This window comes from Nocardioides sp. P86 (assembly GCF_023712465.1).
Classification (GTDB): domain Bacteria; phylum Actinomycetota; class Actinomycetes; order Propionibacteriales; family Nocardioidaceae; genus Nocardioides; species Nocardioides kribbensis.
The window spans coordinates 1,163,907-1,188,311 of the sequence record NZ_JAMAYE010000002.1 but is presented as its reverse complement, the minus strand read 5'-3'; the positions used below and the strand labels follow the sequence as shown (position 1 = coordinate 1,188,311).

The following is a 24,405-nucleotide window of genomic DNA, read 5'->3' as shown; positions in this document are numbered from 1 at the left end:
CGCTCCCTGCTCGACACCGGGTCGCGGGCGCTCCCTCCTCAACCACCGGGGTGCTGGCGCTCCCTGCTCGACCACCGGGGTGCTGGCGCCCCCTGCTCGGCCACCGGGGTGCTGGCGCCCCCTGCTCGGCCACCGGGGTGCTGGCGCTCCCTGCTCGACGACCGGGGTGCTGGCGCTCCCTCCTCGACGACCGGGGTGCTGGCGCTCCCTGCTCGGCCACCGGGGTGCTGGCGCTCCCTCCTCGACGACCGGGGTGCTGGCGCTCCCTGCTCGGCCACCGGGGTGCTGGGGACTCCCGCCCGGCCGCCGTGGGCTGTGCGGGCTCGCCCCCGGCGGGGGAGCGGCAGGGCGGGGAATGGCGAGAGGCCCTCCCGGTGAACCGGGAGGGCCTCTCATGGGTGGTACGGCATCAGGGACTCGAACCCCGAACCCGCTGAGTAGGCCGATGGGTTTCATGGCAGGTCATCCGAAATCCTCAATCCCGCTCAACAGAGCCGGATTGAGCACTCTTCTGTCTGCGCCGGTTCACGCCAGATCAGCCTTAGCCATGCCGTATTAGGGGAGTAAACGGGGAGTTTTGGAGGCCGCGCGACAGGCGATCTTGATGTCCCCTGAGCTCAGGCTGTGGTGGCGGGCCATGAGGCCGATCCAACCGGTGAGACGTAGTGCTGGTTCTCGTAGGCGATGACGTCGCTGTAGCGATAAGCGACGCGGCTGCCGATCTTGACGTAGCCGATGCCTTCGCCTTGGTGGCGGAGGTTGGCCAAGTGGCCGGTGCTGACGTGCCACCGGTCGGCGAGCTGCGCCGGGGTGAGGAGGTCGCGTCGCGTTGTGTCGGCGGCGCTGACGTGGGTGCTGTCATCAATCATGCTGACCTGCCCGGGGCTGCGGCGCTGACGAATCGCCGGACTTCGGCAGCGGTGATGTAGAGGCGACCGCATCCCTCGAAGCGGGCCCAGGTGGGGCCGATGCCGCGGCGGCGCCAGTCGCGGACGGTGCGCGACGGGATCTGAACGAGGTCGCAGAACTGGTTAAAGGTCAGCAGGTCGTCGTCGTGCCATTCCCTGGGGATGTGGATGGGCTGCATGTCGTGTCCTTGATGGTTCGGTAGGTGCTCGGGTTGGGGTGCTTGTGTCGGTTCAGCGGGCAGGCCCGGAGCGGTGTGATCCCGAGGGGCGGGGTGCTTCGCGTTCTTCGCGGCGCCATGCCCCTCCGATGCCTGACGGCGGGTAGGTTTCGTCGGCGATGTCGTGGACGACGCGGTCGGCGGGGTGTAACGGGTGGGCGCAGATGTGGGCGGCTTCGTTGCGGGCGGCGTTGAGGTGGCGGTAGGTCTGGACGGCGGGGCTGCGGAGCTCGTCGAGGTGACACCGGGCGGCGTCGACAGCGAGGTCCGGGTCGGTGGTGGCGGTCATGTGGTCCATGCCGAGTAGGTGCGTGTGACGCGACTGGTCGAGGATGGCGCCGAGCTGTGAGGCGACTTGGGTACTGCGGCGATCGCCTCGGCGAGATGACTCAAAACGGTGTCGACCTCAGCCGGTGTCAGGCCGGGCGCCCGGGGCCCTGGGTAGGTCAGCCGGGCGAGTTGTCGGAGGGCGTCTTCGGCGTGGCGAGCGCAGTCGATGAGGCCGACGGGGTCGACGCGGTCGACGTCTGGGGTGGTGTTGGTGTCGTCGCCGCGGCGGGGTGTGGGTGGGTGTTCGGTCATCGGGGTGTCTCCGAGGTCGATGCGAGAGAAGTTCTCTTACTTCTCATAAGGCGAAAACAGGGTCGCTGGCGATCAATGTGCGGCGATGAATTCGCCTTTGACGTAAAGACCGCGGGTGATTGGCGTCGTCCTGACGGGTGCGGGGACGTGGACTCCTGGCTGTCTGAGTGGGGCCCTGGGGCGTCAGCGCCGGACGCCGGGACGCTGGCCCGGCGACAAGGCGGGCACAGAGGCTGGTGGACGGCGCTGCCCGCGAGGCTGTTCCAGCGACTGCTCGGGTGGGGGCGTGAGAGGCCCGTAGGTGTCGATGGCTTCGGTTGCGGTTTCGCGGGCTTGGGCGGGGCCGAGGTCGGCGCGGTCGCGGGTGAAGGTGCTGATCCACTGTGCCCTCGCGTCGTCGGTGGTTTCGGCGACGAGGTGCGCGGTGTTGGACTGGCGGCCGCGGGTCATCGCGACGTAAGCCGATGCGGCGCCGGTGGTCTCACCGAGTAGGAAGTGCGCGGCGCCGACGGTCTCGCCCTGGGCGCCATGGACGGTGGTGGCGTAGGCGAGCTCGACGTGGCGGGCGGCGTAGTCGCCGGGCAGGGTCCGGGTGCCACGGCGGCCAGCGATGCTGAGGTCCCCGGTGTGCTCGTCGATCGCTGTGATCTCCCACTGGTCCCGGTTGGCGACGTCGAGGTCGCGGTCGTTGCGGCGGGTCGCGACCCGGTCACCGACAGTCAGCTGGTCGCCGGTGTTGGTGTCGAAAGCCGACCGTTGCTGGTCGTCACATGTGCTCGGAGGTCGTTGGTCGCAGATGGTGGCATTCAGCGCGGCCACTTGTTCGCGGGTGTCGGCGATGACCAGGTCGCCTGGCGAGTCGGCGGCGAGGTCGGCGACGGCTGCGTGTCGTTCGACGTCGGTGGGGTGGATGACGATGTCGCCGCGTTCGTAGAGCTGGTTGAACACGGTGCCGGCGTCGGTGCCGGTGCGCATCTTCAGGGTGAGGTCTGCGTAGGCGGGGTCGGTGAAGCGGTGGACGGCGTCGAGGGTGACCTGGTCGGTGGGGTGGGCCCACCGGGCAGCGTGATCGAGGACGCCGCCGCGGCCGACGGCGGGGAGCTGGTGGCGGTCGCCGAGGAACGCGATCCGGGCGCCGGTCTCGTCAGCGATGGTGAGCAAGGCGAGGGCGGTGTCTTGGTCGAGCATCCCGGCCTCGTCGATGAGGAGCAGGTCCCCCCGGATCAGCCGCGCACCGACATCCAGGGTCTGCCGGTCGACGTGGTGGCGGGTCCAGTGGCCGTCCTCGTCCCACCGGTAGCCGTGTTGGTGGATGAGCCAGGCGGCTGAGAACGCTGGCGTGCCGAGCTCGTGTCCGGCGACCTGGGCGGCCTTCAAGGTGGGCGCGACCACGACGAGCTGCTCGTGGCGCATCTCGAGGACGACCCGTGCCGCGGCAAGGGTGGTGGTCTTCCCGGCACCCGCAGCTCCCTCGACGACAGCCAGTTGGGCGGTGCCGGCCAGGATCGCAACGGTGCGTTGCTGCGCCTCGTCGAGGCGCCCCCGGGCCACGGATGGACCAACCGAGTCGGGCGTGCCGGGGGTGGTGGCACGGGCGGCGAGCCGGTCCACCAAGTCCGCCTCGACCGCAAGGACGTTCGATGAGGTCAGGGCGCGGACGTGCCCGGGGACGTCGGGCCGGTCCAGCAGCGGCGTGCAGGCTTCGACAGCGCGGGCGGTGAGGTCCTCGGCGAGCTCGCGCCGCACCACCGGGTCGACCACGACACCGTCGGACCCGGCTGCGGCGAGGGTGGCGATGATCTTCTCGACCTCGCCGCGGATGTCGGCGGCGTTCCACGCCGACCGTCGGGCACCTAGCCGAGACAGGGCGAGATGGGTGACGGCGTTGCGGTTGATAGCCCCGACCGGTGTCGGCGCGAGCGGTGCTTGTCCGATCGGGTTCCGGTAGCCGAGGTCATGGAGCTCCTCGACCCACCGTCGTGCGAGATCGGTCCCGGACTCGGGGATGACCTTGTCGGGGCGGGCATCGGCCCACGCCCGCCGGTCCCACGACCGCCGGAGTTTCGGGCCGGGTTCGGTGCCGGGGTGCTCACGACGCCAGGCGGATTCGTAGCGGTCGACGTTCCTGCTGATCTGTGACGCCCGGGCGCTGAATGCGCCGGCGTAGTCGGCGAGTTCGCGGACCTCCCCGGATTCCGGGTCCAGGGTGAACCCGTGCGCAGCTAACGTCTGGCGTAGATGGGGGTCGCACACGACCGCGGTGTGTCCGATGCCGTTGATTGCCTCGATCGAGTCCACGACTCCGACCGAATGCAGACCCCTCCACACCCCGCCCGCCTCAACGCCGCCAGCTCGGACCCGGGCGTTGATCTGGACGTGGAGGTGGCTGTGCGGGTCACCGGCACGCGAGGTGTAGTGCCGCACCACTGCGGCCTCGAGCTCATCGACTGGTACTTGGACCTGGCGGCCCCGCGGTCCGACCCGGGTGGTGGCGTGCTCGGCCAGCCACCCGATCACCTCACCCGCAGCACGGTCCTGCGCCGCGTCATAAGCCGCCGCGACCTCCGGGTGCAGCGACGCAGCCAGGGACCAGGTCTTCGGACCGTTGACCGTGAACTCCACGAACCGCAGCCCGTGCTCATCGTTCCGCAACCGGCCCTTCGCGGCACCGTCGAGGTCGTACCCGGCGACCCATCGCTCGTAGGCGTCCCCGTCGAGCGTCCCCCGATCCCGGACCACCACAGGGCCCCGTTCCAGGCTGCGTTCCCCCCTCCCGTCACTGCGTTCCCCCTCCCCTCGAGGCGTCCCCCCGCGTGGCCCTTGGCGCGTTCCCCCCTCGTTCCGAGACCCTCCGGGCCGGCGACGTAGAGCGTGGCAACGCCGGTGCCTTCGGCCAGGTAGTAGTCATCGACGCGCGACCGGTCCGCCTCGACATAGGTGCGTGCCGCAGCAGCTGAGCCGCGGTAGAACTTCACCCCGCCATGCACCCGCACTCACCGCCCCTCGAGCGCCCGCCGATTGCTCGTCACTGGTCGTCACTTAGCCTGGAAATGACGCTCGGCCCGTCCCAGGGGGGACGGGCCGAGCTGATCGATCTACGGACCTTCGTAGCATGCGTGCCGCAGAGTTCCTAGAGGCTCACAAGCGTTACGGGGCCTGGGCTCTGAGGTTCGTCACTCGTCGTCAAGTGCGTTGTGCCCATCGCTCTGACGAGGGGGCATGGTCTTAAGCAGGGGTAGGGATTGCGGCTGTGAGGGCTGCTGTCGAGCTCGGCCCAAAGGCGCTTGATCAATTCCCATAAGCCGAGGCACCCGGCGGCGTTCGGCCCGACCAAGGTTGATCTGCAGGTGTCTCAGGGTTGCGCGGCGCAACTACCCCGTCAGGGCCGGACATTAGCCCACGGTTGAGGTAAGTCGGTACATGCCTGGGGTTGCTCACCCGGCACGTTTGGCCCTGAGTTTGCCAAACAGGGGGCGCACCCCCAGGCGGCTCACCGTGCCCTCTTGAGCGAGGTCCCGTCGTCGCGCTTCAAGTTCGAGTCGGTGGCCGACCCGAACTCCTGCACCGTCGGCGCCGCTGGCGAGTCCCGCTGTGATGGCCATGATGGCCCAGTCATGGCGGGCGGTGGCCACGACGGCGTGGTGAACGACGTCTGTCGGTGGGTTGTTTGCGAGCTCGTCGATGACTTTGCGCACGCCTGAGTAGATCTGTGCGGCGTGGCGCCAGGCTTCGATGACTGCTTCCTCCCGGTCCTCGGGGTCGTCCACGAGGCCGCGTTCGAGGGATGCGACCAGGCGGGTATGCCAGCGAAGTAGCACCGCGTTTGCGAGGTCGTCGATGGTGCTGAAATGTATGTTGATGCCTTCGATGGCGGTGGGCATTCGCCCGTCGTTACGAGTGAGGATCTCCTCCATCACAGCGTGGAGGACGCTGGCGCGGGTTGGCTTAGGCCGTACCTTCACGTGGTCTCCTCATCTAGTCGCCGATGTCGGCCCTCTTACTGAATGGGCAGTGAGGCGAATCCCCGGATCGGGCCGGAGTGGAGTCGGATCGCTGCGTCGAGGTCGACATCGAAGTCACGGTGGCGGGTGAGAAGTGCTTGCAAGGCGATGCGTGCTTCGAGGCGGGCCAGTGACGCGCCGAGGCAGAAGTGGATGCCGCGTCCGAGGGCGACCTGTCGTTCGGGGGTGCGGTGGATGTCGAAGCGGTCGGCGTCGGGGAACGCCTGGTCGTCGCGGTTGGCCGACCCGAAGAGCAGCAGCACGGTGTCGCCTGTGGCCATGGTCTTCCCGTGCAGATCGACCTGTCGGGTGAGGGTGCGAGAGAGGCCCTGGACCGGTGAGTCGTAGCGGAGCAGCTCCTCGACAGCAGCGGGAACGAGGTTGCGATTATCGGCCAGCTCCCGGCGGCTTTCGGGGTGGTGGGCGAGGATGACGGCGCTGTTGGCGAGCAGGTTGGTGGTTGTTTCGTGCCCGGCAATGAGCAACAGGAGACAAAACCCGAGGAGTTCATCCTCACTGAGGTGTTCGCCCTCCACCTCGGCTTGGACCAGCGCGGTCATGAGGTCGTCTTGGGGGTGCGCCCGTCGTTCCGCAAGAAAGGCGGCGAAGTAGTTGTAGAGGGCTGCGGCGGCGTCGAGCCCAGCCCCGAACTCGCCTCGAGCGGGGTTGGACTGAATGAGAGTGGTGGACCAGGCCCTGAAGCGGTCTCGGTCTTCGCGTGGCACGCCGAGCATGTCAGCGATGACGATGGCCGGGAGTGGGCCGGCGAACCCGGAGACGAAGTCCCAGGCATCGGTTTCGGGGGTCTCGTCAAGGAGGTCGTCGACGAGGGTCTGGATTTGTGCCCCGAGTCCGGCGATGCGACGAGGGGTGAAGGCCTTGCTGACGAGTTGGCGAAGCTGGGTGTGCCGGGGTGGGTCGCTCATGATGAGCATGGGCAGGAACAGCTCGGTCATGTCCACGCCCGGTGGGGTCGGGAAGATCCCCGAGGCGGAGGAGTACGTCGCGGGGTCCCCCAGTGCGGCGGACACATCGACGTGCCTACTGAGCACCCAAGTGCCAGCCCTTGATGACCAAAAGACAGGGGCGCCTTCGCGCAGCTGTCGGTAGACGGGGTAAGGGTCCGCGATCACCTCGGCGTCGAACGGACTGTAAGTCAGCTGGCGGGTGCTCATTACTTCTCTTGGTCCTCCGGTCACGGGTGCGGCTTCAACTCGGGGGCAGTCCCCGGCTCTCTCCTCCAAAGCTGGAGAACAGCGGCTTAAATTCACAGTTTGTACTTGCAGTACAACATACGATGGTCTCTGCGTCGAGGGTGTCGAGCGCTGACACACCGCCTCTGGTGACTTGAGAAGCGAGGTAAGAGGAATGCGAAAGCTGCCTGCGAAGCTGGCCAGTCAGTTGTATGGCGCGGCCGACCTGATCGCGGAGCGTGGCTTGGATGGGACCAAGATCGAAGACATCGCCGAAGCAACGGGCATTCCGAAGGCCACGATCTACTACCACCTCGACGGCAAGAACGCGGTGCTGGAGTTCCTCCTCAGCGACCTGTTGGACATGATCGCCGGCGCAGTCGGCGTGGCGGTGTCGAGTGACGAGAACGCCCGTACTCGGCTCGAGGCGGCTGTCGCTGCGCAGTTGGGAGTGATGCTTGAGTACCCGTCTCTGTGCCGGGCCCTTGTCGGCGATCTCGGACGGGCGACCCGGCTCCCCGAGCTGGCGGTGGCCCTGCGCGCTGCTTTCTACGAACCGATTGAGCAACTACTGACCGATGGCGTGTCCGACGGGTCGCTTCGCCGGGTAGCTGATCCGAGCGTGGTGGCTCTGAGCGTGTTCGGCGCGATCACCGTGGCCGGCCTCAGCAGGGCAGTTGAGGGACCATCTCTTGATCAGGCCGCAGACGCAGCGCGGCTTTCTTCCGCGATCTGCGGACTCATCTTTGACGGACTAGGCGCTGCCGGCGACGAGATTGGGGTCTCGGAGGACTCACCTCGCGTCTAGGTCCGAGGTCGGCTACAGAATCGACCGGTTGAAGTGCTCGAGATCGACCGTCACGAAGGTGGCTGCGGCCGACCCGGCTTCATGACCGTCGGCGTCCAACGCGTCAGCCCGGATTGAAAGTCGACGCCCTTCGTGTTCGGCTACTCGGGCCCGGAAGGTGTAAGGGCGGTGAAGCCGGAAGGGGGCTCGGTAGTCGATGGTGAGGCTGCGGGTGACGGCGAGAGCCCCGACTGTGTAGAGGGCGAACCCGCAGAGGTCGTCGAAGGCGAGAGCGACCAGACCCCCATGTGCGATGCCGGGTGCACCCACCTGCGTCTTCGAGAAGACGTGGACCGCCTCCACGCCCGTTGCGGTACGAACCGCCTGCAGCTGCAGGCCGGCGGGATTGAGTGGCCCGCATCCGGCGCACTCCGGGGAGTGCGGGGGTAGGGCCTGGCCGACCTTCGCGGTCTCCTGACCGGCGAGGTGCGTCGTCCAACGGGAGATCACGTCATCGTGGGTGACTTCACGTTCTCCGCTCTCGTCGCCCGCGTGGGCGACGCCGCCTAGTCCGTGGTCGTCATGCATGCCGGTCTCCTGTCTCGTCTGTCCGGGTGCTCGTGGTGGTGCGGATGGTCAACGCGCCGTCACCAACGAGCCGGCAGCACGTTCGAGGGCCCCGACCATGCGCAGTTCCAGGTCCGGCAATCCAGCAACAATCGTGGTCACGTTCGTCAGCCGCGACCGCAGCGGCGCGTCACGCTGGACGGCGGCGCGTGCCGCGTCGGTCCAGGCCTGCGCACATCGATCGGCGCTGCTCGCCAGCTCCGCGGTCGCGGAGTCGCCGGTCAGCCGCGCGATCTCGGTGCAGCCGTCGGCCAGCAGTCGCCGGAAGAGACCGCCGCCGGTTCCTGCCTTCTCGATGAAGGCGCCGAGGCTGAAGAGGAAGATCTCGAGTTCGTCCTCGGTGAGGTACGCCCAGGTCGCGACGTCGGCGGCGAAGTGAGCGACTCCGGCGAGACCCTCGGCGGCGCTGGCCGTCGTCGCGTCGGCACCTGCGATGCTGCGGTGCGACGCACCGCGCATGGTGGCTGCAGATTGGCGGAAGGCGTCGGCCGCGACCTCTTGGACTGGCGGCAGCGAGGACGGCCAGTCGACTCGGTAGGTGCAGTGGCGGGTCGGCTGGGGGAACGCTGTTGAGGAGCGTGCTCGGGCCAACGCGTGCAACGGCACCTTCTGTACCTCCGCGCGGTCATTGTCGACGACGAACGCGATCTTTTCATCGTCGTCGTAGCCAACGACCACGATGTCGTGGCGGCTCATGCGCAGCTGGACCCGCAGGTATGGCAGCTCGGCGATGTCGGCCCATACAAGGCTGGGACGGCCCGCGTCCACCTCGTCCCGCACCCACGCCCACCCCTCCGCGGGATCGTCGGTGGCGAGGACTTCCACTCGGCCGCCGAGACGAGCAGGTAGATCGATCTCGAAGTCGGCGCCTCGCCCTACGAGGTACAGCGGGGGGACGAGGTCGTCCGACCGCATGTAGGACAGGCTCAAAGCTCCCCCGAGAGCAAAGACAAGCCCCTCGTCGGGTGGGCCGTCCCAACCCAGTCCGTGCCAATGCATGAGATCGCGCAATGCACCGGAACCGCAGTGTCCCCCCATCCGATGGGGGTAGTCCTCGATCAGGGGTGCGGGGGGCATGTAGTTCCTTGTCGTCGATGCTGCAGTTCGCGGGGCCGGCAGGAACGTGGTCCTGCTAACCAAGCTCCGGTGGGACCTCGGACCGGGTCGTGAAGGCATCGTCTGCGACGTCCGCGGACGCAGCGATCATCGGTCCGTACGTGACGCGGAGCTCGTCGAGGATCGCTGTCAGAGGAAGGTCGTCGAAGACACCGCGATCTTGCACGTACTCCATGTGTTGCGTTCCGTCGGCGGTGAAGGCGTGCATGAGCGCGTGGTGCTCACCGTCGAACTCCACGGGAGGTACGCCGAACCGAGCACACAGTTCGCTGTTAAAGGCGGGCGTCGCTTTGAGCCACCGGCCGTTGATGAGGATGGCGCTGTAGCCGTGGTAGACGAAGAGATCCGTACCACCCATACGCGCCCTGAGCGTTTCGGTCTGCAGGTGGTTGCGCACGTCGGCGAAGCCCAGACGCGCCGGGATCCCCGCGGCGCGACAAACGGCCGTCAACAGCACGGCCTTCGGCACGCAATAGGCGCGGCCCGCGCCCAACACATGGCTCGCCCTGTAGTGGGCGGGGTCTTCGGAGACGGTGTACGGGTCGTACCAGACCCAGTCGCGGACCGCGGCGAACAGCCGAGTGGCCTTCTCGCGATCGGTGGTGGCCTCGCCGACGGTGTCGGCTGTGAACGCCCGGACGTCCTCATGGACACTGTCGAGGAAGGCGGTCGGTTCGAGGAAGGACATCGTCTCGCTCATCGCTGTGCCAATCTGTCGCGGACCGTCGGGTTGGGATCCGACATGGCCGAGGCTCGTAGCCCGGACGACGCGTCGTCGGCTTGGTGGTTCGGGCTGTACATCGCTGTCACATTATCCTCGCAAGCCGACCTAGGGGGCGCACCGGTCAGCCGACTGCCTGGAGAGCGAGCTCGTCGCGGCCGACCTGGCCCCCGCGGGTGATGACCTGCTTGCTGAACATGAAGTCCCGAGGACGGTTGACGCAGTCAGCTGCGATCAGCTCGCCTCGTCGCAGGTAGTAGCACGTGAAGTCGCGGCCCTCAGCGGGGTCGCCGTTGAGGACTATCTCGTCGTAGCCGGTGTTGATGCCGGCGATCTGGAGCTTGACGTCGTACTGGTCCGACCAGAACCACGGAAGTGCCGTGATCCGCTGGGACTTGCCGCACGCGGTGGCGGCGGCGACCTTGGCCTGCTCCACCGCGCTCGACACGGATTCCAGGCGGATACGGCGCCCGTACCGTGCCATGTCATGGCTCGTGCAGTCTCCGGCGGCCACGATGGCGGGGTCGCTCGTCCGCGCGTGGTCGTCGATGACGACACCGTCGTCGACCTGCAGTCCAGCCGCTGCGGCGAGCTCTGTGTTGGGCTCGACGCCGATCCCGATGATGACGAGGTCCGCAGGGACGGTCTCACCCCCGGCGAGGACGACCCCTTGGACCCGATCGGTGCCCACCAGTTCTTCGACGGTGGCCTTGGTACGGACATCGACGGCTTCTTCGCGATGGATGCGGTCGAAGAACGCCGAGACCTCCGGCGCGGTGACGCGTCCGAGGACGCGCTCGGTCGCCTCGAGCACGCTGACCTGCAGACCCAACCCGCTCAGTGAGGCGGCGGTCTCGAGTCCGATGTAGCCCCCGCCGATGATCACAGCCCGTCGCCCCGGGGAGGCGGCCTCGCGAATCAGCTCGACGTCGGCGGCAGTGCGCAGGTAGTGGACGCCGCAGAGGTCAGCACCGGGGGCAGCGAGCCGGCGGACGCGGGCACCCGTGCAGAGCGCCAGCTCGTCGTAGGCCAGCGACCCGCCGCGGCTGAGCGTGACGCGACCATCCGTCCGGTCGACAGCCTGCACCGTGTCGTCGAGGAGCGTGATCTCCTGCTTCGCGTAGAAGGCTGCGCTACGGATGGCGAGCTGGTCGAGCGTGTTCTTACCGGCGAGGTACGCCTTCGACATCGGTGGGCGTTGGTAGGGCTGCGTCCCCTCGTCGCCGACCAGGACGATCTCGCCCTTCCAACCGCCTTGTCGCAGGCTGGCCGCGAGCTGGGCGCCGGCGTGGCTGGCGCCCACGACCACGGCCCGCCGCCCGGTCACCCGGTCACCCGGTGGCCTTCGGGGTCAGGCGGACCATCAGCCGGCTGATCCCGCGCACGAAGTTGGACTGCACGTACTCGGGGTCAGCGACCACATCAATGTCCTCGAAGCGTGTGAGCAGCTCCTCCCAGAGGATCCGCAGCTGCATCTCGGCCAGCCTGTTGCCCATGCATCGGTGCACGCCGAAGCCGAAGGCAATGTGGTTGCGGGCGTTGGGCCGGTCGATGATGAGTTCGTCGGGTCGCTCAAACACGGCCTCGTCTCGGTTGCCCGAGGCGTACCACATGACGACCTTGTCGCCCTCGCGGATGAACTGGCCGTTTAGGATGGTGTCCTTCTTCGCGATCCGGCGCATGTAGGCCAACGGGGTCTGCCAGCGGATGATCTCGGAGACCATGTTTGGGATCAGTTCCGGATTGGCTTTCAACTTCTCGAACTGCTCGGGGAACTGGTTGAGCGCCAGGACACCGCCGCTCATCGAGTTCCGGGTCGTGTCGTTGCCCCCGACGATCAGCAGCGTCAGGTTTCCCAGGAACTCCATCGGGCGGTCGATCAGGTCCTTGGTGTTCTCGTTGCTCTGCAGCATGGTGATGAGGTCGAATCCAGGCTCCTCACCGCCGGCAAGTCGGGCCGCCTTGTCGTACCAGAGGGCGCTGAGCTCCCGCACCGTGTTCCGCATCTCGGCGAACACCTCGTCGTTATCCGACGGACCCCCGTTGGTCTGCTCCATCGAAGCCGCGAGATCCGACCATTGGACCAGCTTGCGTCGTTGCTCGTAGGGGAAGTCCAGCAAGGTCGCCAGCATGCGAGCGGTCAGCTCGATGGACACCTTCTGCACCCAGTCGAACGGCTCGTTCACGGGCAGGTCATCCAACACCTCTCGGACACGCGACCGGATGAGGCCTTCCATCTCGCGCAGGTTCTTCGGAGCCACGACGCCCTGCACAGCCTGGCGCTGCAGGTCGTGCCGCGGTGGGTCCATGGCGATGAACATCTCGATGTCCATGAATCGAGGTGGCACGCCGATGACGATGAAGGGTTCGGCCGAGAACACGTCGTGGTTCTTGTCGACCGCGATGATGTCCGCGTGTCGGGTGACCGACCAGAAGGGCCCGAAGGGGCTGTGGGCCTGGTAGTGGACCGGAGCCTCCTTTCGGAGGCGCTCGAAGTAGGACTGCCAACGGCCCTGTCGGTAGAGGAACGGGTTGCTGAGATCAATCTCCCCGATCTCGAGCTCGTCGACAGGGGGGATCGGACTCTCGACGAACATCTTCTGACCGTTCGTCCCCGTCACCCACCTCCGAGTCTTGTCGTAGAGGTGGGCGCCCTGGATCTGCCGCTCCATCGGGATGGTGGATTGGACCTTGGCGGTGATGGCCTCGCGGATATTCGTCACGTCAGCTCCTCGTTGTCACATCTGGAATTCGGGGAGTCGGACGGTGAGTCCGTCCCATGCCTCGCAGAGCACCATCTGGCAGGACAGCCGTGAGGTTGGCTCACGCTCTGGGTTCATGGCGAGCATCCCCTCCTCGCCGGCCTCGGAGGACCCCACGCGTTCGGCCCATGCCGGGTCGACGACCACGTGGCAGGTCCCGCACGCGGCCTCCCCGCCGCAGTCGCCGTCTATCCCGGGTACTGCGTTCTCCGTGGCGACCTGCATGAGCGAGCGGCCCTCTTCCAGGGGCGCCTGATGTGTGTCGCCGTCGTGCGACACGAACGTAACCACTGCCATGACCAACTCCTGCTGCGATCGGTGAGATCGGTGAGATCGCTACTCTTGCCGCAGCAGTCAGGCGTGGCTATGTTCGCCCGAACCCGATTTGATGTGAATTCGGCTCACGGGGAGGTCCGAGGGTGGTGAAGGAACACGGGCGGGAACCGGGTGTCCCCTACACCGCGTTCGCGCAGCTGCTCGAGAGCGGCGCGATCTCGGCTGACCACAAGGCCAGATTTCTCGCCATCATGACCCGTGAGGGTGCCGAGGAGGAAGTGCTGTCGAGGCCGGACGGGCAGGCGCCGGCGCGGTGGTTCAAAGAGGTCTACCCCGAACTCGACATCGACCAGGCAACGCGACTAGGTCAAGACTTCGCAGAGCACGTCCAACTGACGTCCTTCGGCCCGTTAAGCCTCCCGCTCATCAGCGCCGGTTCGGTGGCAGAGGTCGTAGAGCTTTTCGCATATCTTCCGCTCATCACGACTGCTGTCGCCACGCGGGTCCGTCCGCAACAAGACGGCCTGGTTGTTGGCCTGGTGGGGAACACGGGCGATTCGGAGCTGGACTGCCTCGTCGTCACGTACTGCGGCTACGCCCTCGCCCGATTGATCCACGTACTCGTCGGCGACACATCGGACATGACGCTTCACTGCGGCTGGCCGTCGCCGGCGTCGAAGGACGGTGACCTGCCCGGGCTCGGCCCGCGCCTTATGTTCGGCGCCCCGGCAACGTACCTGCACGTACCAGCCAAGACGCTAGACGACGTATGCCGCTTCTCGGACCCCACCGCGTACCGGCTTGCGATCGCAGATCTGGAGAAGGCTTTGGACCAACGGACGAAAACGCCTTCACTCTCCGAGCAGGTTCGAATGTCACTGGACGACGGGCCTGGATCGAAACGCATCGCCACTGTCGCCACCGAACTGTCCGTGTCCGTCAGCACCCTGAAACGACGACTCCACGACGAGGGCACCACGTTCCGCGAACTACTCCACACCTCGATGCTGGAGCGTGCCAAACTTCAGCTCCTCGACCCATCTATATCGATTAATCAAGTCGCCGCCGATCTCGGCTATAGCGATGCGACAAACTTTTCTCACGCATTCAAGCGTTGGACCGGACAATCACCGCGCCAGTTCCGTCCGCGCCTTGACGGCTAAACGTCCTCTAGTTGAGAACCTGCTGAGCTCAGGCAGCTTGAGTTCAGTAAATTAACTTCCCTCGCGCTCTTCGATGGAGGTCTCCCTCGTGGTGGCGGTCGGCTGGTGAGGAACCGCCCCCGTCACCACGCAGGACCTCGCGGGCTCTTACGACACGACGAAGATGGGGACTCAATTCTGGCCACCACTGGGGACCGCTACTTGGCCACCAGTGGGTACTTTTTCATGGCCACGAACAAGTAGGTGACGACTAAGCGGCCCTGCTCCGAATCGCCCGTGTTCCCCACCAGGCCAACAACCAGGGCCGTCTTGTTGCGGACGGACCCGCGTGGCGACAGCAGTCGTGATGAGCGGAAGATATGCGAAAAGCTCTACGACCTCTGCCACCGAACCGGCGCTGATGAGCGGGAGGCTTAACGGGCCGAAGGACGTCAGTTGGACGTGCTCTGCGAAGTCTTGACCTAGTCGCGTTGCCTGGTCGATGTCGAGTTCGGGGTAGACCTCTTTGAACCACCGCGCCGGCGCCTGCCCGTCCGGCCTCGACAGCACTTCCTCCTCGGCACCCTCACGGGCCATGATGGCGAGAAATCTGGCCTTGTGGTCAGCCGAGATCGCGCCGCTCTCGAGCAGCTGCGCGAACGCGGTGTAGGGGACACCCGGTTCCCGCCCGTGTTCCTTCACCACCCTCGGACCTCCCCGTGAGCCGAATTCACATCAAATCGGGTTCGGGTGAACATGGCCACGACGGACTGATGCGACAAGAGTGACAAGCTCACAGATCTCAACAGTGGAGTTGGTCATGGCAGTGGTTACGTTCGTTTGGCACGACGCCGAGACGCATCAGGCGCCCTTGGAAGAGTGCCCAGCATGACGCACTCAGCGCTCGGTTTCGTACTGTCCCTGGTTATGGTCTTAACCGCCGTTGCCCCCCCCGCGAGCGCCGGCGCCCCCACCACCGGGTCGACCGCGGTGACTGCCTCAGCGTCGGACCGTGATTTTGCTGGCCGACGCGTCATGAGCCGCGAAATTAGTTTCGATGTGGTCAACCACAACGAGACTGAGGTCGCCTGCCTGCCCGCTCCCGATGGCCGTCCGCACACGCTGCGCGCCCGGCTAATCGGCCCGGCCCGCGTGATCGAGGGTCGCAACGGGTCCGAGACCTTTCACGTGCTCGTCCACGATGCCGGAACCGGCAGTTGGTTTTGGAACTTGCAGGGCCGCCGCGTGGGACGCGAGCAGGACTATGCCACCCGCCTGGCCGAGAAGGGTAAGACCATCGTGGTCCTCGACCGTCTCGGATACGATCGCAGCCCGCTGCGCGACGGCGACGCCACCTGCCTCGGGGCCCAAGCCACCATGCTCGGGCGCGTTGTGCAGGCGCTGTACGCCGGCCTTTACGAGGTTTCCGGCCGTCCGCGCGCAGCCACCCCGCACGCTTCTCACATCGTCCTTCACGGCCATGGCACCGGCGCGACCGTCGCCCGGCTGGAGGCCGCGACTTACAGCGACGTCCAGGCCCTGGTCCTGATGTCGCCGGTCTCGACGAGCCCGTCGAGGCTGACGCTAGAGACCCTGCGGGGCCAGGGCATGGTCTGCGCCCAGGGCGCCGGCTTCGCGCCGTACGGCAAGACCGCCCGCTCCTTCCGCCGGTTGCTGTTCGCGTCGGCCCCGGTCGGCGTCCAGCGAGCTGCCGTGCGTCTGCGCAACAGCACCCCGTGCGGCGACGTCGCCAGTCTGCCGTCGTCGGTCCTCGCCGCTCAGGGCCAGGCGGTCGACGTACCCACCCTGGTGCTGTCCGGTCGCGCTGACGCGAGCCGTGATGGCGACGGCATCACTGCCACCGGCGGTGCCCGCCTGGAGCGGCGCAGCTTCGCCGGCGCTGGAAGCGCTCTGCCGCTGGAGAAGCAGGCGCCGGCCGTACGACGGGCCGTGCTGTCGTTCGTCAACTCGCTCGATGACACTGTCCGTTGAAGAGTGCGGCAGGCGGGATGGCGGCCGCGAAGGCAATTCAACGCGCGATCCAACGAGTCGCGGTCCCGCCAACAGAACATCTCCGGGTAGGGCTTGTGAACGAGGTATCAATCCCTTCAATCTTTGATTAACTTTCAAGTTGCTCGTCAGTCGGGGTCGCGAACTCGCACGCTGCCGCGTCCGCGGAGTGACCGGCTGCCAGTCCAGGGCCTGGCCCACCTTTTAAGCCTGGCACCGGAACGTGCCTCGTGCGAGCACTCGCGAGTCGTGATCACAGACAGCAACCATCTGCTTCTCATCGGCCAAGTCGATCCCGACGACGATTCGCGTTACCTATTGAGACTGCCGCGCGCAGCTGGCCCAGCCGCGCGTTCCTGTTGCGGTCGTTGAGCAAGACTCCACCCCAGCAAGCCATGGCGTTAGCGTTTTTCATCAACGTCCGCCTTCGGTGGGGTTGAGACACCAGGCCCGGATACCGCACCAGGGGGACGTTCCTTCGTCTAGTACGACCCGCCCGACGGCTGCCTAGAACGTCTTTCTATGCCGCCCAGAGCTTGCCGCCCGCCTGTACAGCTCAACGGGCAACCTGAAACAGCACAGCGGTTTCCTTTGGCGGTGAGGGCGGCGGAGACCCCTCGCTCAGGGCAGCGCCGACGGTGTGGCACCCGGGAACGGCACCACCCGTCGAGGACCTGGCCGCCGTCGGGTCCGCCCTCCCAGTGCCTCATAACCGCAAGTTCGTGGCGGACGCGCCGGTCGAGCAGCACAGTTAGGAAGCAGGGGCCGCCCTGAGCGCGCCCCAGACTGAATTTACATTCGCGCCGACGGAGGCTTGGCTGTTCTCAACAGGCCAACCGGTAGCACTGCGAGACCCTGTCAGTCTGGCCGTCAAAGACAGTGATTCGGTCCAGCCGGTCCAGCCGGTCCAGCCGGTCCCGCACCGCGTTGTCTCTCTGCCGCTGCTTGGGCTCAGAGCGTCACGCACTGCTGGTGAGGGCGAGGTCTGATCGCGCTGTTGCGCAGGTCGAGATTGGGGTCTCCAACCCCGTTATCTGATCCCTCATCTTGATAGCATCTGGGGATGGGACGTCCTCGGCTGACGCTCGGAACCTCAGGACGGATCGCGGTTACTCCGCAGGTTGTGTCGGACACGGGTCGCTGGGAGACCGCGCCGGTGGGCACGAAGGCGCAGCGGTGGAAGGCACGGACAAAGTTCCGGGACTCCGATGGCACTGTCCGAGACGTCACGAAGTTCGGGACGACGCGAGCCAAGGCCGAGACCGCGCTGAAGGCCGCCCTAGTGGATCGGCAGGCTCCGGCCAAAGCCGTCGGCTTGCGGCCTGAGATGACACTGGCGGCCGCAGGCGAGTGGTGGCTCGAACGTATCGAGCGACCCGGAGGCAAGCTGAGTCCGAACACGATCAAGCAGTACCGCAGTTCGTTTGAGCGCCTGGTGCTCAGCAGCAGCATCGCCGACCTGTCGCTGCGCGAGGTCAACCGGGTGCCGGTGCTGGAGCGGTACCTCCAGACGGTCGCCGATGGCCACGGGAAAGGGTCAGCCAAGACCGCACGATCTGTGGTCTCGAGCATCCTCACCCTGGGTGTGCGCCACGACGTCCTCGACGGCAACCGCATGCGCGATGTCGAGAACCCAGCTGTCGCCCCCAGGGAGACGACGCGCGACGCAGACCGTGCGTTCACGCTCGCCGAGCTGAGCCACGTGCTCAAAGTGACCCGGGAACATCAAACGGCCAAGGACTACGACCTGGTGGACCTGGTGCACTTCCTCGCCGGCACGGGCGCCCGTCATTCCGAGGCGCTGAACATCCGATGGGCAGACCTGTGCCTCGTTGATGCCGACGGCGGGTCACTCGACGTGGGTGTGGTGCGGATCAAGGGAACCAAGACGACCGGCGCCGACCGTCGGGTCCCGATGCCTGCCTGGCTTACGTCGCGCCTGCAGGTGCGCAGCGAGCGATACGGGACGGACGGATTCGTTTTTCATACGCCAGGTCGGTGGGATTCTGCGAGTCGAGAGACGGTCCGAGACCGACGCAACGTCGGCCGACACCTGCGTCGTGTCCTTGACGACGCTGGGATGCCGTGGGCGAGCGCCAACACGTTCCGCACCACCGTCGGTGACCTGGTGACGAAAACCCTGAGCGGCACCGAGGCCGCGAACGTGCTGGGGCACGCCCGACCTTCGATGACCTACGACCGCTACAGCGACCGCCGCCAGCCTGCAGCCGGAGCGTCGATCGTCCTGGCCGGCGTGATGGGCGTGGCGCCTATGGACATATTAGGGGAGTAAACGGGTAACCCGCCCGGACACAGAACCGCCCCGGACCTGTTTGTGCAGGTCAGGGGCGGTGGTGGTACGGCATCAGGGACTCGAACCCCGAACCCGCTGATTAAGAGTCAGCTGCTCTGCCAATTGAGCTAATGCCGCGCGGTGAAGCGAGAAGAACATTACCAGCGGGCCACCGGGCGGCGAAATCGACGGAGGGGGACCGGTCAGCGGGAGGCGAGGACGGCCTGGGCGGCGTTGTGGCCAGCGATCCCGGAGACGGCGCCGCCGCGACGGGCGCCGGAGCCGCAGAGCAGGACGGCGTCGTGGGCGGTCTGCACGCCCCACTGCTGCGCGGGGGTGTCGAGGCGCGCACGGGCCGGGGCCCACGGCCACTCGAGGTCGCCGTGGAAGATGTGGCCCCCGGGCATGGCCAGGTCGGCCTCGACGTCCTGGGGGATCTTGGCCTCGATGCACGGCTGCCCGTCGGCGTCGCGGGCCACGCACGACGCGAGCGGCTCGACGAGGTGCTCGTCGAGGGAGGCGATGGCCCGGGCGACCGCCTCGGCCTTGGCGGCCTCGCGGCGAGCGGGGTCGGCGAAGAGCGAGGCGGGCGTGTGGAGGCCGAAGTAGGTCATCGTGTGGGTGCCCGAGCCGGCGGCCGACTCGAGGATCGAGGGGTCGGTGAGGGTGTGGCAGTAGACCTCGCCGGGGAGGGCCGTGGGCACGGACCCGCCGGCGGCGTCGGCGTAGGCGCGCTCCAGCTGGGTGTAGTCCTCGGCGAGGTGGAGGGTGCCGGCGAAGGCCACGGCGGGGTCGACACCGGAGCGCAGGGCGGGCAGTCGGTCGAGGAGCAGGTTGATCTTGAGCTGCGAGCCCTCGGGCTTCGTCGCCGCGTCCTCCGCGCCGCCGAGGAGGATCTCCAGCACCCACGGCGCGACGTTGGCCAGGACGTGGCGCCCGCTCACGACGTGGTCGCGACCGCCGGCGTGGAAGGTCACCTCGGCGCCGGAGTCGGCGCCCTTGCCGGTGGGACGGATCGCCGAGACGCCCGCGCCGGTCAGCAGCTCGGCGCCCGCGCGCCCGGCCGCCGCGGCGAGCGCGTCGGTCATCGCGCCCATGCCCCCGACGGGCACCCGCCACTCGCCGGTGCCGTTGCCGATCAGGTGGTAGAGGAAGCAGCGGTTCTGCACGCGCGACGGGTCGTGCAGCGAGGCGAAGGTGCCGATGAGGGCGTCGGTGGCCACCACGCCGCGCACCGTGTCGTCGCGGAAGCGCCGCTCGACGGCCTCGCCCAGCGGGCGCTCGACCAGGTCGCGCCAGATGTCGGGGTCGACCCGGTCGCGCAGCGCCCGCTCGCCGGGCAGCGGCTCGAGGAGGGTCGGGGCGACGGCGTGGGCGAGGTCGGCGACGTCGGCGTAGAACTCGCGCCAGGCGGCGTACTCCTCCTCGCCCCCGGTGAGGTCGGCGAAGGACCGCGCCGTGGCGGGGCCCTCCGGGCGCTCCACGAGCAGCCCGCCGGCCTTCCCGTCGCGTGACGTCGGGGTGTAGGAGGCGGTGGTGCGCGACTCCAGGCGCACCTGGAGGTCGAGGTCGCGCATCAGTGCCTCGGGCATGAGCGAGACGAGGTAGGAGTAGCGCGAGAGGCGCACGTCGTGGCCGCGGAAGGCGGGGGCCGAGACGGCGGCGCCGCCGGTGTGGTCGAGGCGCTCGAGCACCAGGACCGAGAGACCTGCGCGCGCGAGGTAGGCCGCCGAGACCAGGCCGTTGTGGCCGCCGCCGACCACGACGACGTCGTAGGAGGACCGCGTGGGCGCACCCGAAGAGCTCATCGGGCCACGGTAGTGCTCGCGGCGCCGAGCCGCGCCACGCGCCTCGCCCGACCGCGGCTGAGACGTCTCTCAGCGTGCCGTGGCGCCCGAGTCGTGGTGAACCGGCGCCGCCGACGCGGCGGGCGTGCTTCACTCAGGCCGGGACCGACACCGGGAGGGGGAGTCGTGCCGGGTCTTCGCCTGCTCGCCGTCGCGGCTCTCGCGCTGCTCACCGGCGCCATGGGCCTCGCCGCGGTGTCGGCAGCGCCCGACACCGGCCACGCCATCGGCATCTGGCCCGTGGGCCTGGCCAGCGGCCTGCTGCTGCTCGCCCCTCGTCGCGCCGTGCCGGTGCTCGCGCTGCTCGTGCTCGCCCTCGCGGTGCTGACCATCCGGCTCGGCGGGCGCCCCGGCGACGTCGCGGTGGGGTACGGCGCCGGCATCGCGCTGGAGACCGTCGTGGTGTGGGCGGTCCTGTCGCAGGGTGAGGAGGGCCGCTGGCGGCTGCGCCACGACGCCGACCTGCGCCGCTACGTCGTGGCGTGCCTCGCGGGGGCGGCCGTCGGCGCCTCGGCGGGTGGGCTCACCTCGGCGCTCACCGGCTTCGGCGACCCGGCCCTGGTCGTCCTGGCCCTCGCCGTCTCGCACCTGGGCTCCCAGCTGGTGCTGACCCCGATGTGGTCGCGGCTGCCCGACCACGCGGCCTTCGCCGGTCGCGGCGAGCGCGTGCTGCAGTGGGCGGCCGTGCTGAGCGTCGCCCCCGCGGTGTTCGTGCCAAGCGACCTGCCCTCGATCGTCTTCCTCGTCGTGCCGGTGCTGGCCTGGAGCGCCCTGCGGCTGCGCGCCCCCGAGGCCCTCGCCCAGCTGGTGGCGGTGCTGGCGTTCGCGGTGCTGATGAGTGCCTCCGGTCGCGGGCCGTTCACCGACGCGCCCGGACGCTTCGACCTCGACCCCGACCTGCGCGGCGTGCTGCTCTCGGCCTTCATCGCGACCTGCGCCCTGATCGTCGTGCCGCTGCTGCTGCGCGTGGGCGAGCACATCCGCGCCGCCCGCACCGCCGCCGCCGAGCGCGACACCCTGGAGCGGGTCGTGCACAGCGCCTCCGACGCCATCATCGGAGCCGACCTCGAGCGTCGCATCACGCTCTTCAACCCCGGCGCCGAGCAGCTGCTCGGCTACACCGCCGAGGAGGTGATGGGGCGCGAGTCCACCATGCTGCACAGCCCTCACGGGGTGCGGGCCAAGGCGGCCGAGCTGGGGGTGGCCGACGACTTCGACACCGTGGCGGGACAGATGCTCGAGCCCGGTCAGGCCGGCGCCTACATCGGCTTCGTGCGCAAGGACGGCACGGAGCGCACCCACTCGATGACCCTCGACCGGATCCTCGACGACCGCGGTCGTCCGGTCGGCTACCTGAGCATCTCCGAGGACGTCACCGAGCGGCTCGAGGCCGAGCGGGCGGTGCAGGACGCCCTGGAGCGGCTCCGCGAGGTCGACGCGGTCAAGGACGCCTTCATCTCCAGCGTCAGCCACGAGCTGCGCACCCCCATCACGAGCATCGTGGGCTACCTCGAGATGCTCGAGGAGGGCGACTTCGGCGCCCTGGGGGACGCCCAGCTCCGCGCGGTGCGCCGGGTCATCGGCAACAGCGACCGACTGCTCGGCCTCGTCGACGACCTGCTCACGCTCTCCACCGTGCAGCACGACGGCCTCGGGATGGCCGAGAAGGTCCTCGACCTGGGCGAGGTGGTGCGCGCCGGCTGCGCCGTGGTGTCGCCCGGGCTGGAGCGGGGCTCGACCGTGCTCGAGGTCGACCTGCCCGACGAGCCGCTGCCGGTGGTCGGCGACCGCGACCTGCTCGAGCGCGTCGTGATCAACCTCGTCGGCAACGCCGTGAAGTTCACCCCCGACGGCGGTCGGGTGGGCGTGCGCCTCGTCGCGGGCGCCGGGCCGGGCGAGGCCTGTCACGTGCTCACCGTCAGCGACACCGGGATCGGCATCCCCGCCGCCGAGCTCGAGCACCTCTTCACCCGCTTCTTCCGCTCCTCCAACGCCCAGAAGCAGGCCATCCCCGGCAGCGGGCTCGGGCTCTCGATCGCCCACGCCGTCGTCGCCCGCCACGGCGGCCGGATGGAGGTCGACTCGGCGCTCGGCGAGGGCGCGACCTTCACCGTGCACCTCCCGGCCGTCACCTGACGCGAGCCGTTGAATGTTCAACTAGGCGCGGCTAGGATCGGGTCATGCCTGCGATCACCGTCGACGACCTGACCACCCTCGACCGGGTGCGCGGCCCCGGGCTGGGCGACCAGCCGCGCCCGGTGCTGCAGGTGACCACGGCGCCCCAGGGCTACGAGGGCGAGGGCTTCCCCGTGCGCCGCGCCTTCGCGGGCATCGACCTGGCCCGTCTCGACCCGTTCATCATGATGGACCAGATGGGCGAGGTGGAGTACGCGCCGGGCGAGCCGAAGGGCACCGCCTGGCACCCCCACCGCGGCTTCGAGACCGTCACCTACATCATCGACGGCACCTTCGACCACCACGACTCCCACGGTGGTGGCGGCACGATCACCAACGGCGACACCCAGTGGATGACCGCCGGCTCCGGGCTGCTGCACATCGAGGCCCCGCCGGAGTGGCTCGTGCAGTCCGGCGGGCTCTTCCACGGCCTCCAGCTGTGGGTGAACCTGCCCCGCGACGCCAAGATGAGCACCCCGAAGTACCAGGACATCCGCTCCGGGGAGGTGCAGCTGCTGACCTCCGCCGACGCCGGGGCGCTCGTGCGCGTCATCGCCGGCACCGTCGACGGCCACGCCGGGCCGGGGTCGACGTACACCCCCATGGCGCTGGTGCACGCCTCGCTCGAGCCCGGCGCCCGCCTCGACCTGCCCTGGGACGTCGACTTCAACGCGCTCGTCTACGTGCTCAACGGCGACGGCACCGTGGGGGAGGAGGGCCGCCCGCTGCGCACCGGCCAGGCCGCCGTGCTCGGCGCCGGCGACTACCTCACGGTCTCGGCCGCGGGCCGTCAGGAGAGCCGCTCGCCGCGCCTCGACGTGGTCGTGCTCGGCGGTCGCCCGATCCGCGAGCCGCTGGCGTGGGCCGGACCCTTCGTGATGAACACCAAGGCCGAGGTGATGGAGGCCTACCAGGCCTTCCAGCGCGGCAGCTTCGGGCACCCGACGAGCTGAGCGGGCGTAGGCGGGGGCGCTGCTAGGTTCCCCCGCGTGGACGAGCAGGTCGTGCTGGTGACGATGTCGGTGCGCGAGGTGCGCGCCGGCGCGGAGCTGGCCGCGCTCGCCGCCGAGGTCGGCGCGAGCGTCGCCCACCTCCAGCAGGGCGACCCCTCGCCGGCCCGCGAGCTGACCCGCCTCGCCGGCTCCGGCGTACGCCGCGTCGTCGTGGTCGGCGTCGCGACCGGGCCGCTGGCCCCCGGGGCGTCGTGGCTGCGGCGCGTGGTCGCCCACTGGTGGCGCGAGCGGGGCGACGACGCACCGCAGGTGCGCGTCGCCGGCGCGCTGCTGGCCGACCTCGACCCGGCCGCCGGCGCGGGGGAGCGGGTCGCGCGGCTGGTCGCCGCGGCCACGCCGGTGACCGGCGCCGAGGCGGGGCTGACCTCGCCGGCGTGGGAGGAGGTCACCGCCCACCGCCACCAGGTGCTGGTGTGCCGCGGACCGCGGTGCAGCGCGCGCGGCTCCGACGACACCGCCGAGGCGGTGGTGCTGGCCCTGATGGCCCACGGGCTCGGCGACGACGACGTGCTGCTGACCCAGACCGGCTGCCTGCTGCCGTGCAACCACGCCCCGGTGGTCGCGGTGCAGCCCGACGACGTCTGGTACGCCCGCGTCGGTGCCGGCTCGGTCGACCGGATCGTCGCCGAGCACCTGGTCGACGGGCGTCCGGTCGCCGCCCAGCGGCTGGCCCGCCCCGCGCCGCGCGGGATGGCCTAGGCTGCCGCTACACGTCTCGTGGACCCAGGAACCCG

Annotated in this window: 20 protein-coding genes and 1 tRNA gene; 7 read left to right on the top strand and 14 right to left on the bottom strand. The window is 68.6% G+C overall.

What is annotated here, in order from left to right:
* Positions 1–617: 617 nt before the first annotated feature.
* The 6 genes from M3673_RS12970 to M3673_RS12945 form a co-directional block, all read right to left on the bottom strand.
* Positions 618–869 (bottom strand): helix-turn-helix domain-containing protein, encoded by a 252-nt coding sequence (locus M3673_RS12970; protein WP_148615808.1) that lies wholly within the window; start codon positions 867–869, stop codon positions 618–620.
* Positions 866–1,087 (bottom strand): helix-turn-helix domain-containing protein, encoded by a 222-nt coding sequence (locus tag M3673_RS12965; RefSeq protein WP_251534211.1) that lies wholly within the window; start codon positions 1,085–1,087, stop codon positions 866–868. Before M3673_RS12965 ends, M3673_RS12970 begins: the two co-directional genes overlap by 4 nt.
* Before the next feature lie 52 nt (positions 1,088–1,139).
* Positions 1,140–1,424, bottom strand: a complete 285-nt coding sequence (locus M3673_RS12960; RefSeq protein WP_251534210.1) for a hypothetical protein — start codon at positions 1,422–1,424, stop codon at positions 1,140–1,142.
* Between the two features lie 467 nt (positions 1,425–1,891).
* Positions 1,892–4,450 (bottom strand): MobF family relaxase, encoded by a 2,559-nt coding sequence (gene mobF / locus M3673_RS12955; protein WP_374108199.1) that lies wholly within the window; start codon positions 4,448–4,450, stop codon positions 1,892–1,894.
* Between the two features lie 692 nt (positions 4,451–5,142).
* Positions 5,143–5,625: a hypothetical protein gene (locus M3673_RS12950; protein WP_251534209.1), complete on the bottom strand. Its 483-nt coding sequence runs from the start codon at positions 5,623–5,625 to the stop codon at positions 5,143–5,145.
* 80 nt (positions 5,626–5,705) lie between these two features.
* Positions 5,706–6,884: a cytochrome P450 gene (locus M3673_RS12945; protein ID WP_251534208.1), complete on the bottom strand. Its 1,179-nt coding sequence runs from the start codon at positions 6,882–6,884 to the stop codon at positions 5,706–5,708.
* A gap of 193 nt (positions 6,885–7,077) precedes the next feature.
* Here M3673_RS12945 and M3673_RS12940 point away from each other — a divergent pair, with 193 nt between their 5' ends.
* Positions 7,078–7,710: a TetR/AcrR family transcriptional regulator gene (locus M3673_RS12940; protein ID WP_148615813.1), complete on the top strand. Its 633-nt coding sequence runs from the start codon at positions 7,078–7,080 to the stop codon at positions 7,708–7,710.
* A gap of 12 nt (positions 7,711–7,722) precedes the next feature.
* Here the strand turns inward: M3673_RS12940 and M3673_RS12935 are convergent, their stop codons facing one another.
* The 6 genes from M3673_RS12935 to M3673_RS12910 form a co-directional block, all read right to left on the bottom strand.
* Positions 7,723–8,277 (bottom strand): PaaI family thioesterase, encoded by a 555-nt coding sequence (locus M3673_RS12935; protein ID WP_251534207.1) that lies wholly within the window; start codon positions 8,275–8,277, stop codon positions 7,723–7,725.
* A gap of 48 nt (positions 8,278–8,325) precedes the next feature.
* Positions 8,326–9,354, bottom strand: coding sequence for a BtrH N-terminal domain-containing protein (locus tag M3673_RS12930; RefSeq protein ID WP_251534346.1), 1,029 nt, complete (start codon positions 9,352–9,354; stop codon positions 8,326–8,328).
* A gap of 94 nt (positions 9,355–9,448) precedes the next feature.
* Positions 9,449–10,132 carry a transglutaminase family protein gene (locus tag M3673_RS12925; RefSeq protein ID WP_251534206.1) on the bottom strand — a complete coding sequence of 228 codons (684 nt, stop codon included), beginning with the start codon at positions 10,130–10,132 and terminating at the stop codon, positions 9,449–9,451.
* A gap of 145 nt (positions 10,133–10,277) precedes the next feature.
* Positions 10,278–11,456: an FAD-dependent oxidoreductase gene (locus M3673_RS12920; RefSeq protein WP_251534205.1), complete on the bottom strand. Its 1,179-nt coding sequence runs from the start codon at positions 11,454–11,456 to the stop codon at positions 10,278–10,280.
* A 28-nt stretch (positions 11,457–11,484) separates the two neighbouring features.
* Positions 11,485–12,876, bottom strand: a complete 1,392-nt coding sequence (locus M3673_RS12915; protein ID WP_251534204.1) for a cytochrome P450 — start codon at positions 12,874–12,876, stop codon at positions 11,485–11,487.
* Between the two features lie 15 nt (positions 12,877–12,891).
* The gene (locus tag M3673_RS12910; protein ID WP_148615818.1) at positions 12,892–13,212 is read right to left on the bottom strand and encodes a 2Fe-2S iron-sulfur cluster-binding protein; all 321 of its coding nucleotides are present in this window, start codon (positions 13,210–13,212) and stop codon (positions 12,892–12,894) included.
* A 122-nt stretch (positions 13,213–13,334) separates the two neighbouring features.
* Between M3673_RS12910 and M3673_RS12905 the strand changes: the two genes are divergently transcribed.
* The 3 genes from M3673_RS12905 (at position 13,335) to M3673_RS19685 (ending at position 18,636) form a co-directional block, all read left to right on the top strand.
* Positions 13,335–14,354, top strand: a complete 1,020-nt coding sequence (locus M3673_RS12905) for a helix-turn-helix domain-containing protein (RefSeq protein ID WP_251534203.1) — start codon at positions 13,335–13,337, stop codon at positions 14,352–14,354.
* A 1,014-nt stretch (positions 14,355–15,368) separates the two neighbouring features.
* Positions 15,369–16,325 carry a hypothetical protein gene (locus M3673_RS12900; RefSeq protein ID WP_251534202.1) on the top strand — a complete coding sequence of 319 codons (957 nt, stop codon included), beginning with the start codon at positions 15,369–15,371 and terminating at the stop codon, positions 16,323–16,325.
* A 1,174-nt stretch (positions 16,326–17,499) separates the two neighbouring features.
* The gene (locus tag M3673_RS19685) at positions 17,500–18,636 is read left to right on the top strand and encodes a tyrosine-type recombinase/integrase (protein WP_251534201.1); all 1,137 of its coding nucleotides are present in this window, start codon (positions 17,500–17,502) and stop codon (positions 18,634–18,636) included.
* 62 nt (positions 18,637–18,698) lie between these two features.
* Here M3673_RS19685 and M3673_RS12890 read toward each other — a convergent pair.
* Both M3673_RS12890 and M3673_RS12885 read right to left on the bottom strand, forming a co-directional pair.
* Positions 18,699–18,774 (bottom strand) — tRNA-Lys (locus M3673_RS12890).
* Positions 18,775–18,839: 65 nt separating this feature from the next.
* Positions 18,840–20,444, bottom strand: coding sequence for an NAD(P)/FAD-dependent oxidoreductase (locus tag M3673_RS12885; RefSeq protein ID WP_251534200.1), 1,605 nt, complete (start codon positions 20,442–20,444; stop codon positions 18,840–18,842).
* Between the two features lie 165 nt (positions 20,445–20,609).
* Between M3673_RS12885 and M3673_RS19680 the strand changes: the two genes are divergently transcribed.
* The 3 genes from M3673_RS19680 to M3673_RS12870 are packed head-to-tail and all read left to right on the top strand — an operon-like array spanning position 20,610 to position 24,370.
* Positions 20,610–22,619 (top strand): ATP-binding protein, encoded by a 2,010-nt coding sequence (locus M3673_RS19680; RefSeq protein ID WP_251534199.1) that lies wholly within the window; start codon positions 20,610–20,612, stop codon positions 22,617–22,619.
* A 44-nt stretch (positions 22,620–22,663) separates the two neighbouring features.
* Positions 22,664–23,611: a pirin family protein gene (locus M3673_RS12875; protein WP_193661417.1), complete on the top strand. Its 948-nt coding sequence runs from the start codon at positions 22,664–22,666 to the stop codon at positions 23,609–23,611.
* Between the two features lie 36 nt (positions 23,612–23,647).
* Positions 23,648–24,370, top strand: coding sequence for a ferredoxin (locus M3673_RS12870; RefSeq protein WP_251534198.1), 723 nt, complete (start codon positions 23,648–23,650; stop codon positions 24,368–24,370).
* The last annotated feature ends 35 nt before the right edge of the window (positions 24,371–24,405 follow it).